At 52.5% G+C, this 14869-nt stretch carries 11 protein-coding genes; 4 read left to right on the forward strand and 7 right to left on the reverse strand.

Going from position 1 to position 14869, the window contains the following annotated elements; genetic code table 11:
* Positions 1 to 37 precede the first annotated feature (37 nt).
* Complete coding sequence (locus AABC73_RS25280; protein ID WP_020290687.1) at positions 38 to 574, reverse strand: single-stranded DNA-binding protein; 537 nt, start codon at positions 572 to 574, stop codon at positions 38 to 40.
* 305 nt (positions 575 to 879) lie between these two features.
* Between AABC73_RS25280 and AABC73_RS25285 the strand changes: the two genes are divergently transcribed.
* From AABC73_RS25285 to AABC73_RS25300, 4 genes are all read left to right on the forward strand, one after another.
* A complete protein-coding gene (locus AABC73_RS25285) occupies positions 880 to 1677 on the forward strand; it encodes a TnsA endonuclease N-terminal domain-containing protein (RefSeq protein ID WP_341521417.1) in 798 nt (265 codons plus the stop codon).
* A gap of 14 nt (positions 1678 to 1691) precedes the next feature.
* A complete protein-coding gene (locus AABC73_RS25290) occupies positions 1692 to 3809 on the forward strand; it encodes a hypothetical protein (protein WP_341521418.1) in 2118 nt (705 codons plus the stop codon).
* Positions 3790 to 5220, forward strand: coding sequence for an ATP-binding protein (locus tag AABC73_RS25295; protein WP_341521419.1), 1431 nt, complete (start codon positions 3790 to 3792; stop codon positions 5218 to 5220). Before AABC73_RS25290 ends, AABC73_RS25295 begins: the two co-directional genes overlap by 20 nt.
* 575 nt (positions 5221 to 5795) lie before the next feature.
* Entirely contained in the window at positions 5796 to 7166 is a 1371-nt protein-coding gene (locus AABC73_RS25300) for a TnsD family Tn7-like transposition protein (protein ID WP_341521420.1), read from the forward strand.
* Positions 7167 to 7483: 317 nt separating this feature from the next.
* Here the strand turns inward: AABC73_RS25300 and AABC73_RS25305 are convergent, their stop codons facing one another.
* The 6 genes from AABC73_RS25305 to AABC73_RS25330 form a co-directional block, all read right to left on the reverse strand.
* Positions 7484 to 7816, reverse strand: a complete 333-nt coding sequence (locus AABC73_RS25305) for a hypothetical protein (RefSeq protein WP_341521421.1) — start codon at positions 7814 to 7816, stop codon at positions 7484 to 7486.
* A gap of 121 nt (positions 7817 to 7937) precedes the next feature.
* Complete coding sequence (locus AABC73_RS25310) at positions 7938 to 8813, reverse strand: DJ-1/PfpI family protein (RefSeq protein ID WP_341521422.1); 876 nt, start codon at positions 8811 to 8813, stop codon at positions 7938 to 7940.
* A gap of 65 nt (positions 8814 to 8878) precedes the next feature.
* Positions 8879 to 11086 carry a TonB-dependent siderophore receptor gene (locus AABC73_RS25315; RefSeq protein WP_341521423.1) on the reverse strand — a complete coding sequence of 736 codons (2208 nt, stop codon included), beginning with the start codon at positions 11084 to 11086 and terminating at the stop codon, positions 8879 to 8881.
* 136 nt (positions 11087 to 11222) lie between these two features.
* Positions 11223 to 12053 carry a DJ-1/PfpI family protein gene (locus AABC73_RS25320; protein ID WP_341521424.1) on the reverse strand — a complete coding sequence of 277 codons (831 nt, stop codon included), beginning with the start codon at positions 12051 to 12053 and terminating at the stop codon, positions 11223 to 11225.
* Positions 12054 to 12064: 11 nt separating this feature from the next.
* Positions 12065 to 14251: a TonB-dependent siderophore receptor gene (locus tag AABC73_RS25325; protein ID WP_341521425.1), complete on the reverse strand. Its 2187-nt coding sequence runs from the start codon at positions 14249 to 14251 to the stop codon at positions 12065 to 12067.
* A 99-nt stretch (positions 14252 to 14350) separates the two neighbouring features.
* A complete protein-coding gene (locus tag AABC73_RS25330) occupies positions 14351 to 14764 on the reverse strand; it encodes a DUF2946 domain-containing protein (RefSeq protein ID WP_341524337.1) in 414 nt (137 codons plus the stop codon).
* Positions 14765 to 14869: the final 105 nt, after the last annotated feature.

Genomic DNA, 14869 nt, shown 5'->3' on the forward strand with positions numbered 1-14869 from the left:
TGAAGTCACGGGCCATTTTTACGTTTCGAGGCATGGCCTAGAACGGAATATCATCATCAAAGCTGTCGAAATCTGCAGCCGGTTGCGGCGCTTGTTGCGGAGCCGGACGCGATTCGCGTTGCGGCTGAGCTTGAGGCGCGGACTGCTGCGGACGCGACTGCTGAGGACGCGGTGCAGAATTCTGCTGATAACCACCGCCACCTTGACCCTGTGGAGCGCCTTCGCCTTGAGGACGACCGCCCAGCAGTTGCATGGTGCCTTGCATGTCGACGACGATTTCAGTGGTGTAGCGCTTGATGCCGTCTTTTTCCCACTCGCGGGTTTGCAGCTTGCCTTCGATGTAGACCTGGGAGCCCTTGCGCAGGTACTCGCCAGCGATTTCGGCGACTTTGCCGAACATCGAAACGCGGTGCCACTCAGTCTTTTCGACTTTCTGACCGGTTTGCTTGTCGGTCCACTGTTCGCTGGTCGCCAGACTCAGGTTGGTCACGGCGTTACCGTTAGGCAAGTAGCGAACTTCGGGATCCTGGCCGCAAGTGCCGACCAATATGACTTTGTTAACCCCACGGGCCATAACGTTCTCCTAGGTGTCTCAGGGCAATTTATTTTGTCTGAGGGGCAAAATAACTGTCCGAAAATGCGAAAAAAAATAGATTGTGTCCTACTCTCTGTATGAGGTGCCGGGAGCCGCCCTGCCCGTGTCAGATTGCATTGTAGGTTCGAGAGTTTACCGCAACCAGTCCTGCAGAGCGGGAAATTCCTCCGGTTTTGCCGGCGTAGAGAGCCCGTAGGGCTGAAACTGGCCCTGTCATGAACCTGTTAGCGAGGCAGACATGTCGAATGCCGGCATGCGCTTCCTCCGGTTAGCTTAGGATACCTATGGCTGGAGTGAAATCGCGAGCCCCATCGACGTCAACAGTCGAACGATGGATCGAAGCAGGGTATGGCCAAGGGCAAGCGGCCGAGTACAAACCTTTTATGTTCGTCAGAGATGTGCCCTCCCAAGGCACATCCAGCATGGTAAAAAGCAGAATTACGAACCGGACCCACCACTACCTCTCCAGGCAGGAACTCAAGGTCCACCTTCTAGCTGAGTACCAGTCTGAAATTATGGACATACGAGAACAGTTTGCACTGCTACCTTGGGAAGAAACCCAAGCCATCAGTGATTCTCTAGGCATACGACACCCGACTTATCCTACGACAAGAACACCAATCGTTTTAACGACTGACTTACTATTGTCGTTGCGTCGTGACGACGGGATAGAGTTGATCGCAGTTAGCGTTAAGTTTACCAAAGACTTAACACCGAGGAACTTGGAAAAGCTGTTGTTAGAAAAAATGTACTGGGCGCGAAGAGGCATACGCTGGTTGCTCGCGACTGAAGTCAACATACCAAAGTTTTTACCGAGTAATCTTGAGTTTTTTGGAACGGCATTCTATGACGAGCGAGGAGCGGAATCGGGTATAGATCATGCCGAATTTAGTGAAAAATTTGAGCAAAACCATCAACCAGGCGCGTCATTCAATAGCGTGATGGGGGAAACCATCAATGATTTTAAGATAGACATCGCTACGGGTCACGCGTTGCTAGGAGTAGCGGTTTGGAACCAGGTGAGTCGATTGAACATCAGTGATTACTACGTGGCTCACCGCAACCCGATACATTTCCTATGACTTGAGGGTTCCCCATGTTCGAGTTGAATGATGTTTACAAGGCAGTCCAGCCCGTTACTGGAATTTCTGGTCCAGTAAGAATACTAGCGACAGTCGGATTTGACTACGTCGTAGTAATTGAGATTAGCGAAAACCTCACTCGCTCACCTTTTAGAATCAGGTACACGACATGGACTGAGTATATTTTAAATGGCGATCTGGTAAGAACCACCGATCCGTATGAGCTTTTCTCAGCCGCACCGACGGGGATGCCGCCTGGGGCATCCGAAAGGCTGAAGCGCATTATTTCAGTTGTGGGAAAGATAGCAAGCCAGAAAGACATATTTTTAAACACTTCGTCATTGAACGCTGCAATAAAGTCAATCGTGGTGGAGGCTAGACTCAGCGAAAAAACGATACGACGCTGGGTGTATGAATGGTTTAAGTCGGGAGGAAACGCTGCCGCAGTAGTAGGGGCTTTCACTTCGCCGTCCGCGCGAAAAACTCATAACCCGCAACTAGTCGGTAAGAAACGCGGAGCGAAGGCATCCGGAAACGCCTCCTCAGACGTTTCTGCTGCGGAAGCGGCACCGACGATAATTAAAGCCTATGAAAAATTTATTTTAACAAGAAAAATGACCTGGCTCGCTGCTTATTTTGAGATGCTTATAACGATGTACGGAGTGCCACCCGAAGCGATCGCTAAAATGGGAAAGGGTCTATTGATGGAACCCGTACTCTTAACCAAATACAGACTGCCAACCTTGATGCAGTTCCGTTACAGGTGCAGGGAACTTGCAAAAAATCGAGCTGAGGTGGATTATGAATTACCTCGGGGATCGCGAGGAAGTGCTCGTGATTCAGTGCCCGGGCCAGGTTTTTTTGAGATAGATGCCACGTTTTTTCAAATACAATTAGTGTCTCGACTTACAAAGTCATTGCTTGTAGGGAGGCCTATCGTATATTTGATCGTAGATATCTATGACGGAACGATTGTAGGATACGCTGTCACATTGGAAAATCCCAGCTGGGCAACTGCCGCATTAGCCTTGCATAATTGCTTCTCAGATAAGAACAAGACATTTGAGCGCCTGGGCCTAGACTTCACCACCGAAGACTGGCCTTGTCATCACTTGCCAAGCATGCTGCGTGCGGACCGGGCGGAATTAGTTTCCAACATGGGCCACAATTTTAACCTCTCAGGGATTAAAGTCGAAATCACGCCCTCAATGACGCCAGAAGCAAAGGGCACAGTTGAAGGAAAGCACTCACACTTGAAGAAAAAAAATGGTCGCTTTGATCTACCTGGTCGTTATTCAAAAATACTGAAGCGTCGCGAGTCTAACGGAAAGAAAAAAGCAGCGCTTGACATCTTTGAGTTCGAGAAGATTCTGGTCGAGATCATCATGGATCTCAACCATTCACCGGTGAAGCCTGATCAAATCCCCCCCGACGCGCTGGCTTTTGGTTCAAAAGTTGCGACCAGAATTGGATTGCACAGCTGGGCGCTTGAACATCGGGCAGGATTCACGAGGAACATGCCACAAAACTTTATATACGAATTTCTGCTGACACAGGGTAAGGGATCGGTGACTCCACAGGGTATAAAACTGAATGGCGAAAAATTTAGCTGTGATCGATTGAGAGAACTGGGCCTTCTCAACAGGGCTCTAGACCGATCGTATAAGATCTCTGTGAGTTTCAACCCTCACTTTGCATCTGAGCTGTATTTCTTCGATACGGGAGCGTCGTGCTGGGTGCCGGCCTATAACATTGATCCTGAAATTTACAGAATAAAAGCATCATTTAGCGAAGCGAAAGAATACCGTAGCCTCCAAAAGCTTCTGGTAGATCAAGCTAGCTTAGAAAATCATGTGCGCCGTAACACAAGGTCTGTACATGTTCGGAAATCAATCAAAGAAGCGGTCTACGCAAAGAACTCTTCCACCATGCGCGGCCAAAATGCAAAAGATAATATAATAGCTAGCCGCGCTGAGGAAAGAGCATCCGAACGCACAAGTGGCATGAACGGAGCCATCCCGCTGGCGCCTAATAAACTAATAAATACAAACAGCCCGAAAAGAGAAAAAAACATACTAACCGAATGTTTTCCTTCACTATGGGACAAAGTAAATGAAATTAATAAAACCTAATAGCTCGGACGGATACAAACGCATCGGCGCACCCGAAATCGATGACAATCCGTTACTTGCGCACCTGCGATTGCCGCCGGAAACAGACGATGACGCGTTTATTTCATTAGGTCTTCGGCCAGATTTTGACCCGAGTGATCGGAACCTGCCAACTTCATTGAGAAGGTTGCGAGTCGATAAGTTAAGGGGTTTTTTTGTACCAACCCAGACTGCACACAGGAATGCATTGATAGGTATAAGCTCGCAAGTTTTCAGCGGATACATGCATCGAAACCCACTTACACCTCAAGGGCAGCGCAAACTTATCGGCAGACCTGCAGACCACTCATATCGACCCACTATATCTTTTATAGCAGGTCATTCAGGCATGGGAAAGTCAACCTTAATAGATCGGATTTTGGCTAGCATAGGCCATCAGGTTTACCAGCACGTTGACTTTAGGGGGACGCCGTTTCCCGAGCAACAGATACTATGGCTTCGCCGAAACGTGCCAGAATACTGCACAGTGAAAACTTTATGTTCTTCATTCGGCGACTACGCAGATAATGTGTTAGGACAACAGCTCTATAAAGGAATCTTCAGCTATACTAGGATTTCGGACCGGTCATATTTCATTAACGAAATCCGAAAAATTATCACAAATCACCATGTTGGGTTGCTTGTCTTTGACGAGTTCCAAAACCTATCGCTTATGGGCGTGGGCGCGGAAAAAATAATCGCGTTTTTGGTAACCCTCAGAGATGAACTAGGCCTTCCGATAGTCATAATAGGAACTTACGGGGCTCTTGGTTTATTAGAAAAAAACATGAGTACCGCGAGACGGCTGGCGGAAGGGGGATTTTACGACTTAGAACGCCCAACGTCTGCTGATGATGATGGTTGGCAGCAGCTGTGTCGTGTCGCGTGGCCGTACCAATGGGTTCGCGAGCCACAGGAGTTTAGTAGTGATATATGCGAGGCGCTGTACTCAGTCAGCCAGGGAATTACCGGCATCATGCTGAGCGTGTACGCGGCAGCTCAAATTTCCGCAATGCAAAATGGAAGTGAAAAGGTTGATGCGGACCTCATCTCGGAGGTTTTCAGAAGCCAGATGAAGCCACTACACTCAGCAATCGAAACTCTCAGAGTTGGAAGCATGCTGAAAGGGTCACGATTCGAAGATGTTTATCGGAATTTCCATCCTACTGCTGATACTCCCGCTGGCACCGATCTAAATCCAGCATCACCACTTGTGGATTCGCATGAAAGCAGGTCTGCTCGGCCCCAACTTCCTGACGCTGCAGAAGCTAAGAGGAAAAAGAGAAAAAATAAGAACGTATCGAGACCGAAACTTACATTAGCTGAAATTGAATCGGCTGTAGGGGCGAGCGACGTTGCAAAACTAACCTCCATCTTCAAATTACCTTTATGAAACTTCCAAATTTTCCCGTACCTGTGAAGGACGAAATTTATACTTCTGTCGTCGCGAGACATCTCGCGAGGAGCGCCGGCTCGAAGCATAGAAACCTAGAGATTCTAGGACTTAGCTTTGCGAGCCCCTACTCTCCCTGCCCTAATAACTTTGGCGGCCTGAGTGACCTAATGCCAGTTGGGCACCCTTGGTCCGGCGCACCATTGAGCATAATTTATAACAACACGGTCATCCCTCTTTACATCTATTTTGCCTCGCCTGCCAGACGGCAAACTCTGACATCTGCGTTAGCTGCAGATTCCTTTACTAGACCCGCTTCTAGCCTCGGGACGGGGCCTGCCACTGCAGCATTACTACGTCTGTCACAAAACATCAAGCACTGCCCAGCATGCACTCAATCTGATCTGCTCCGATATGGTCACACTGTCGCCTACCGATATCATCAACCAATGTTTGTAAAATATTGCCCAATTCACTTTATCCCTTTGCATTATGACTGCGTCACTTGCCATGCGGATAGGTGTCGAGCGAACTCATGGAGAATGGCTGCGGTGTGTGAATGTGAGATTCCAATCATGCCTAGCGCAGCGGATGATGTATCAGAAGCCGAAGCTGATTCATGGATGTGGCTAGCAACCCAAGCCTATAATATCCTATCCGGCCCCGCGCTCCCGGACGACATTCACATGCAGCCACGCCTAATAGGCGCAATAAAGAATAGTGAGTTTGCAGCTTCTGATGGCCGAATCGCTCACAGACGCGTTCAAGAGAAACTTTTCAATATATTTGGTGAAGGTATTATTTCTCAGCTTGGCTTTAATCACTCGTCCGAGCATCTACTAAAAACAGGCCAACCTTTTAAACGTTCGTTCATATTGAAGCATGAACATGAGACTCCCAATGCACTGCATTCGTTACTATTGAGCAGGCTTATTACGGATGACGTTACCAGCTTAGTCGCGCAGGAGGCAGAGCGCCGTTCCGAAGAAACAAAGGAACTAAAGGGCATACGCTATAGGTCAAGGGCGCGCACGCCGGTCAATTCACAAAGCGAAATATTGGACGCGCTCGGCCGAGGGGACTGGAAGATAACAACTACAGCACATATTTTGGAAACCCAAGAGTGGAGCTTAATACATGACATCAAACACTTTAAAATTGCTGTACCGCTTACAAAAAAAGCCCACGACCGCATCGGGCAGAAGAACATTAATCGCGCAAAAGAGTTGCTATCCAGCGGCCTTGAAAAATATAGAATATGTAACGAACTGGCGATCTCTGATCGCGATCTCGATCTGGTGCTGATTGCTCACCCAGAAATACTCGATGATTACAATACCGCAAAAAGGCATGCCATTCGTTCGAGCAAACGGGCAACTCTCAGAGCGCTGAAGGCACAACATCCGGGGGCCGATAATGTTATGTTGGCAGGACTAAATAATACTTGTTGGCATTGGTTGCGAAAAAACGATAGAGTGTGGCTTTACGAAACTTGCCCAAAACAGCTTTTTGATGTTCGTAAGTGTCTCAATAGATTACCTAGAAAAGACTATGAAGCGATTGATCTACTTGGTATCGCGCTCATCAATCAAGTGGTGACAGAAGAACTTACAGCCGGAAATCGTCCCGTCAGACTTACAGTTCGGCGCTTGTGCATAGCTGCGAATATAACATCAATAATTTCAGCTCTCAAAACTCGTGGTATGCTTTGCCCAAAGTCATATGCGTTAGCAGAACTACACTCCGAAAACTCTGATAGTTTTTTTGAACGGCGTTTAGTTTGGTCGCTAAATCAAATGCGCTCAAATGGCTTGCTCTTAAGCGGAGCAAATTTGAGGAAAACATCTAGTCTTCAGCATTCCGTTCTAATGGCCAAGTCGAAATTCATTCGGGCTGCGGCTGAAGAGATAGGGGTGATGATGGATCCTCGGACAACAATGTTTTAGTCTTATTGCGGGGCACCAGTCCGTTTGGAGAATCTGCGTTTAGGCACGCTGAGCTACCCTCGCTGACGTCCTGACCGCCCAAAGACAGCTTGTGTCTGAGGGTTCGGCCATCGCCAAGGTCTTGGATTACAGCCTCAAACGCTGGATAGCGCTGACGGTGCTCTGCCCATCGATAATAACTGGTGCGAGGTGCGACACGGAGTCGCTTACAGAAGTTGTTCCCCTTTGAGGGAACCACCCGTGCCACCGGGTGAATCTAGAAGGCTGAATCAAGAGCGCCTTTGACAATGTAACGAGGCACCGCAAGGTGCGGGGTATCAATCGCGAGAGGCATACTCTTCTGGCAGCCATGGCCGGGCAAGTTGTCGGCGCTGATTGAAAACTGACCGGGTCAGTTTTCGGTCAGCGGCAACACCTCCCAGAATATCGACCGAACTCAACACGCTGGTCGTCGAAAGAGGCCCGCTGGCGGAGCTGGAGACGTTGACGGTACCAAGGGTCAGTGTCGAGTCTGCGATCTGAGTCTGTTCGGCCCATACGACGTCGATGGGTATCAATGTAAATAGACTGGAGACCAGCAAGCCGTGCTGCAATGTCGATTTACGGGCAGATGGAGCAAGTGCAAAACAGTGGTTGTTTCGGTTAATCATGGACACGTTTCCTAGTGACCAGGTAGTACGGCAGACACACTGCTTTCACTTAAAAGCGCGCAGGTGCTGTGCGAATTTTCGGCCACCTGCTAACTGGAAGGCGGCCAAGGGTTCGGGATGCTTACTTCAATGGGTGGCCTATGCCTTGGTTTACAGTACTGATTTGTAAGCCCAGCCTCGCGGCCGCTCGCTCAGAGGCTTGTCGTGCCTGGCCGTCCATCCACACTCGGCCCTTGCGCTCTTCTATCATTCGTTCCGGCCCGACTTCTTCAGGTGTGCCTGAGTGAAAGGGTGGCTCGGGTGAATATTCAATAATGAGCTGCACATGTTTCGCGGCATCTTCTCCACAAAGTTGCGAGGCCAGAGTCAAACCAAAATCCAGACCTGCTGTGACGCCTCCTCCGGTCAAACGATTTCGGTCATGCACGACACGGCCCTTTTGATGAACCGCCCCCATGAGTGGCAACAGGTCTGCAACGCCCCAGTGCGCTGTCGCCCGATAACCTTTCAGCAGTCCCGCCGCAGCAAGCACCAATCCTCCGGTACAGACACCGGTCACATACTTGGCTGAAGCACCTCGATCTGCGAGGAAGCTGAGCGTCTGCTGATCTTCCATGGCAACCAGAGAGCCCATCAGGCCGCCCGGTACAAACAACACATCCAGATCCTTCGGGCAGTGATCGAAAGTGATATCCGGTGTGACGCTGATACCAACATCCGTTGAAACCGGATCTAGCGTTTTTGCGACCAGATAAATGTCACACCCTAGTATTCGGAGGATGGTCTGCGGCCCGACGAGGTCCAGTAAGGCCATACGTGGATGAATCAGCATTGCAACCTTGCGTCCAGCCCCAGGAGCCTTGGTGCGTGGCATTGGCATACCCGCGTCCATCTCTTTGGCGCTAGCCTTTTCCCCAATTAGTAATCCCCCCGCCAGTGCCATGGAGAGCGATAGAAAGTCACGTCTTCCCGGGTAGTCAGCGTCTAAGTCAGTCATCATCGTTATTCCTCTGCTCGCTTAGGGACTGCGGCTCAAAAGAGCACCAGTCCCTCCACCAATAATTAGAAAGAAAAGGTGCTCGACACCAGAACGGTACGAGGTGCACCTCGTGACACGCCCGAGACCTGGCCTGTGGATGCAGATGCCCAATAGTCCTTGTTCAACACGTTCTCTACTGCCAGACGCAGTAGCACAGGCTTGTCCATCAGGCCTTTCAGGGCGTAGCGCGCACCCAGGTCATAGCGGGTCCAGCCATCGATGGACTGAGTATTGGCAGAGTCGATGTATTGCTCACCGGTACGGATCGCTCGCGCCGACAGCGTGAGTCCAGGCATCAGTGGGGCATCCCACTCCGCGCCAAGGTTGGCCTGATAACGTGCAACGCCAATGGCCCGGTTACCGTCATACAGACCGCCTGCGGTTTTGACCTGACGTGCATCAAGCAGCATTGCTCCCCCGAGCAACCTGAAGCCTGCAAGCGGCTCACCTGACACGTTCCACTCAAGGCCACGGTTACGCTGCTCACCTTCAACCCCGTAAACGTTGCTTTGGGGATCTGTGGTGCCGCTAGGCTGGGTAATCTGGAAGGCGCTCAAGCTGGTAAACCAGCCATCGAGGTCGACCTTAAGACCCAGCTCTACTTGCCTGGCCACCGCGGGAGCAAAGGTCTGACCTGAGTTCTGGGCGGTAGAGGGTGCAGACGGGCCTTGCTGCAATGCCTCAACGTAGTTGCCGTAGAGGCTGACGTGTTCTTGAAGCTTGATCACAGCGCCGACCGCAGGTGAGAGCTTTGAGCGGTCATAGGTCGAGGTTTGCAAGCCTGTCTGGGCTGAGTAGTTGGTACTTTCGATCTTCTGCTCGCGCCCACCCAGCGTCAGCTGAAATCGTTCATCGAACATCTCAAGCGTGTCCGCCAATGCAAGGCTGGTATAGCGCACCTGTGAGGTGCGGTGGATATCATCAAGGCTGGCCAGCGCAGATGTATCCGGTTTGACGATGCTGACCGGGTTATAGGCATTGGAGGCATAACTACCTAACGTAGTATTTCCGGCTTTGAGGTTCTGATTCCAATAAGCCGTTGCCAAGGTCAGGTTATGACCGACTGCACCGGTATCGAATCGGCCCCGAAGGCCCGCTTGACCAGCGATGTGCTCCCCGCCTGAAGGAAACGAGCGAATCGTTCCGTTGTAGTCACCATTGGATTTGAGTGCCGTCGGCTGGACGTATATTCCGGTGGTCTCAGTCTTGCTGTAACCAATGGACGTAAAGGCCGTCCAGTCTGGATTCAGATCGTATTCACCGCGCACGACACTGTAGGAGTCTCTGCTTTTAATCTGAGTCCATGACTGGCCCAGGTTGGTATCAGCATCCACCCTGGGCGGGGTTTTAACGCCGGTAGCCAAGGTGGCGACCCAATCCGGCGAATCCATGGTTTGTCGCTGGACGCCAAAGTCGCCATAAAGACGCAATCGGTCACCCTGATAGTCCAGGCTCAGCGCCATCGCACCTAGCTTTTCGGACTGGTCATCAAGCGCGGTGTCCCCTCCACGTCCCAGTCCATTGAAGCGAATACCGAAACGATTTCCTTCACCAAAGCGTCTGCCCACGTCCAGGTGCGTGCCAACATCGCTCCCTGACTCGTAGCTGGTTGTCAGTGTGGTTACGGCATCGTTGGTAGCGCGCTTGGGAACGATGTTGATCGCTCCGCCGACAGAACCACCCAAAGAGATGCCGTTTATAAAGGTGTCCGGTCCCTTGAAGATTTCGATACGTTCGGCGAACTCTGCGGGATAACGTTGCTTGGGTGCCATGCCATATAGACCGTCAAGCCCCATGTTGTAGGAGAACAGGTTGAATCCCCTTATGGAGTAAACATCCCGATAACTGGCTCTCGGGAAAATGACCCTGACCGATGGATCGGCAGCGGCGACATCAGCGATGCTGCGTGCCTGGCTGTCGGCAATGTATTTGGAGGTGTACGCAGTCACGTTGAACGGCGTATCCATGGCATCGCGGTTCCCCAGAATCCCCAGTTGACTGCCTGCCGCAACCTGCTGTCCCGGTGCTTCGCCTAGCAAGCTTTTCGCGTCACGAGGCGCTGGTAGCCGATCACGCTGGGCGTCGACATTGGTCGGTAACAACTCAACAGACGTTTTTTGACCATCGGGCTCAACATACCCTGCACCTTCAGCAGCGTAGGCACTCGACGTGATGCAGAGCATGCAGGTGGCGGTTGCCCATGGCATGCGGCTTGAGAAATTTCGGAGCATTTTTCATTCCTGGAAAAAATAATCCACGGCGTGGCAGTTGCCAACGCCGGAAAAGAGGCTTTATGGAAACCCTTACGCCAGACTTTCCATGCGTGCACGGCGCGCCCTTTGCGGGGCGTGCTGTGAGCCAAGGACTTCAACCTTTAGCCGCACTGGAGAGGGCTTCCGCCTTCTTCGTGAAGTCGGCTACCAGCTCGATCATGGCGGTCTTAACCTTAGGCGGAGCAGTCTTCATGGAGCCGGCATTGAACGGCGGATCAGGATCGTATTCGCCCATCAACTGGGCGCACTCGGCGTAGGTCTGATCGCGCAGCTCAGCGACCATACTCGGGCCGAAATCCAGCCCTGCTGTTACCCCTGCACCTGTGATTCGATTGCGGTCGCGCACCACACGGGCATCGGTAGGAATCGCACCAAACCCGGCCAATGCATCCCGGCATGACCAGTGAGAAGTTGCCTTGTAGCCCGCCAAGAGTCCCGCAGCGCCGAGGATCAGCGAACCGGAACAAACACTGGTGACGTATTTCGCACGTGCGCCGCGATCAGCCATGAAAGCCAAGGTCTCGGCATCCGTCGCAGCCGCGAGAGTGCCATCCGTGCCGCCAGGGGTGAACAACACAGTCAGGTCACGGGGACAGGTGTCGAATGTGGCACTCGGGATAATCGTCAACCCCGCATCGCTTGTCACCGGGTCCAGTGTTTTGGCGACAATGTGAATCTTGGCGCCCATAAGAGAGCCGAACATGCAGTGTGGTCCGATCAGGTCCATGACAGTCATGCCGGGGTAGATCAGCATTCCTATTTGCTCGTCACCTATCCAATGCACCTTATCCATATCGCGGTCCATGTCGGGCATGGCGTGTTCGTGAGTCGGCTTTTCAGCAGCCGAGACTGCACGAGGAATACTGGCCGCCAAGGGCGCGAGAAGCGCGCCAAGCATCAGATTACGGCGTTGGTTATCAATCATGATGATTGTCCTTAGAAGCGGGCTGTCAGGGTGAGGTACGCCGAGCGCGGCTGAGTGGGCAATACCAGAGGCGAGCCGAGGTATTGATAGGTCTCGTAGACCTTGCGTCCTGTGAGGTTGACCGCTGAGACCGAGACCGTATAACGATCAAAATCGTAGGAAGTCTGTGCGTCCAGAAGTGCATAGCCGGGTGCGGACACCGTGTTGGGCAAGGTGAGTTCGCGTGCACTGAGCGCCGTGATACCTGCGCCAAACGCCAGACCCTTGGCGCTGCCATCGAGAATCCGATAGCGTGCTGCGAAGCGACCGCTGTGCCGGGGCACACGCGGCAGTCCATCACCGACTGGGATCGAGTTGTCATCTGTCACTTCTGCCTGGGTGTACGCATAGTTGGCGAGCAACGAGAGGGCCGGGATTGGTTCCCAGACCAGATCCGCCTCCACTCCACGAGCGCGTTGTTCCCCGCTCTGCACCGAATAGCCCAGAAGCGCGTTAGCAGGATCAGGATCGGGGGTGGAGACATTACGGCGCGTTTGTTCAAACACCGCGAAGGTGCCAGAAAGGCCGATATCGTCGAACGCCAGCTTGACGCCCACCTCATAGTTACGGGACAGCTCAGGCTTTGGTGTCTCGTTACCGATGAAGTTGAACGCCCCTCGGAAACCGGTTGAATACGCTGCGTAGAGCGCAAGGCTCTCGGTAAGGTCGTAGGTGATGCCCAGCCTTGGCGTGACACGGTGGTAAGAAGTGTCGACGCCCTGCTCCTGCTGCTTGAGGTCAAGTCGGGTCAGGCGCAACGAGCCCAGCAGGTGCCAGCGTCCATAGGTCGCTTGGTCCTGAAGATAAGCGGCCGTGGTCTCGTAGCGGTTGGTCTGTGTGAAGAGCACTTCAGGCGTCGCGCCGTAGGATATCCCGTAGCTCGGATTAGCGAGATCAAGCTCGCCTATCAGCTCGGCATTCGATACTCCTGAGGTGAAGTCCGTGCGGTCGTAACTGGCTCCAACGAGCAATTCATGGCTGCCGCCCAGCGCCTCAACACGGGTGCCCAAGTTTGTGTCCAGCGTGCTTTCGCGAACGTTTCCTGGCAGATAGAGCTTGAAAATAGGATAGACCGTGGGTGTCGCCGGATTCGCTCCAAGAAGCTCCGGATAAACAAAACTGCCATAGTCGCGAAACTTGCCCTCGTAGTACTGAGCGGTGACGCTCATTCGCGTGTCGTCGTTAAGCTCGTGGGTGAGTTGGGCAGTGGTTGTTCGGTTTTCGATAGTCGTCTGAGTCTGTCCCCTGGTCGCACCCGGAAAGGCGTTGCGATCGATCTGACCGCTCAATGCCTGCGTGGCTGGCAGGCCTGAATATTCGAGCTGGCTACGATCCTCGTATTGGCCGCGCAGCAGCAACTCGGTCTCTGGCGTCAGCTGGAACGAGATGCTCGGCTGGATCGACCACTGATGGCCCTTCACGTGGTCAATCCAGCTGTCGTTTTCCTGATAATCGGCGGAAAGCCGCGCAGAGACCTTGTCGCCGATGGGCGTATTGAGATCCATCGACGGATTCACCGTACCGAAGCTTCCGGTGCGCATCGACAGCAAGGCACTTGGCTCGGCCTCGGGTCGTTTGGAAATCACATTGATCAATCCCCCTAACGGCGCGCCAATCCCACCGCCATAAAGCGCAGATGTAGGACCTTTGAGCACCTCGATGCGCTCGGTGCCAATCAGGCTGGTCGGATCGATGCTTGCCGCTGTCCCTCCAAATGCGGGGAGCCCGTTCATGTAAATCTCAGCCGGAAAACCGCGCACGATGGGCTGAGCGAACAGCGCCTCTTGCGGCTTGGTCGCTCTTACTCCAGAGACGTTAACCAGCGCGTCGGCAAGCGAGTGACTGTCTTGCTCCTTGAGCATCGATTGGGTGACGACTTGCACCGATTGCGGGACTTGGATTAAAGGCGTGTCGGTGCGTGTGGCTGATGAGGTTGTTGGCGATGTGTAGCCTTCAGGTGTACCTGAAACATTAATAGGCTCCAAGGTCCAGGTTTGCGACGGCTTGTATGTTTGTGTCTCATCTACGGCGGCGTTCTGCGGTTGTGCAGCCTGGGCAAACACTGGCGATGAAAGGCCTAAAAATATACAGAACGCATGACGCCAACGTAGGCGTGATGGATCAAGGTCAAACAGCTGCTCGTTCTGGGTCGAGTACATGGGATCGTCCGATGAAGGTCAGATGCTGACTGAGCGCGCAGGCACGCATCTGCATCACCGGGTACAAGAGCCCATTGACGCAGAATCGGCGATTCGCGTTCAGCAAAAAGTAGAGGTGATGTTCAACGGTCGAACCGGTGGGGCTCTGCTTCGCGCACCTGGAAATACCGGCGGTGTTGCTAGCTGGGCGGTGAAGTGACGCGGGAGGAACAGCGTAGGTGGAACACGGAGGCAGAAGTTAAGCAGATTCGACTCGGTGATCAGTGGATGCTGGAACAAGAGCGAGCAATACCCACACTTCTCCCAAATGATGAGATCATTGTGGTTGTCGGCAGAGGCATGGTGAGACATCTGGCTAGTGCCAGGCATATCGTCGCAGGCCATACCCGCCATGCTTATGGGTGAGCTTTTGCCATGCGCAAGGTTAAGCCCCTGACTGATCAGGGGACCGACAAAAATCATCAGCATGGCGAAGAGGCTTAACCATGCTGCGATCTGGCATCTTTTACGCATCAGTTGATGCAATGAGCTGTCACGCCTTGTCTTCGGAAAATGGGAAGGCCGCTTGCTGCAGGCAAAGTCCGGAGTTCAGTGAAGCTTTTAGCTGCATTTTCGGAC

The organism is Pseudomonas sp. G.S.17 (assembly GCF_038096165.1).
Lineage (GTDB): Bacteria > Pseudomonadota > Gammaproteobacteria > Pseudomonadales > Pseudomonadaceae > Aquipseudomonas.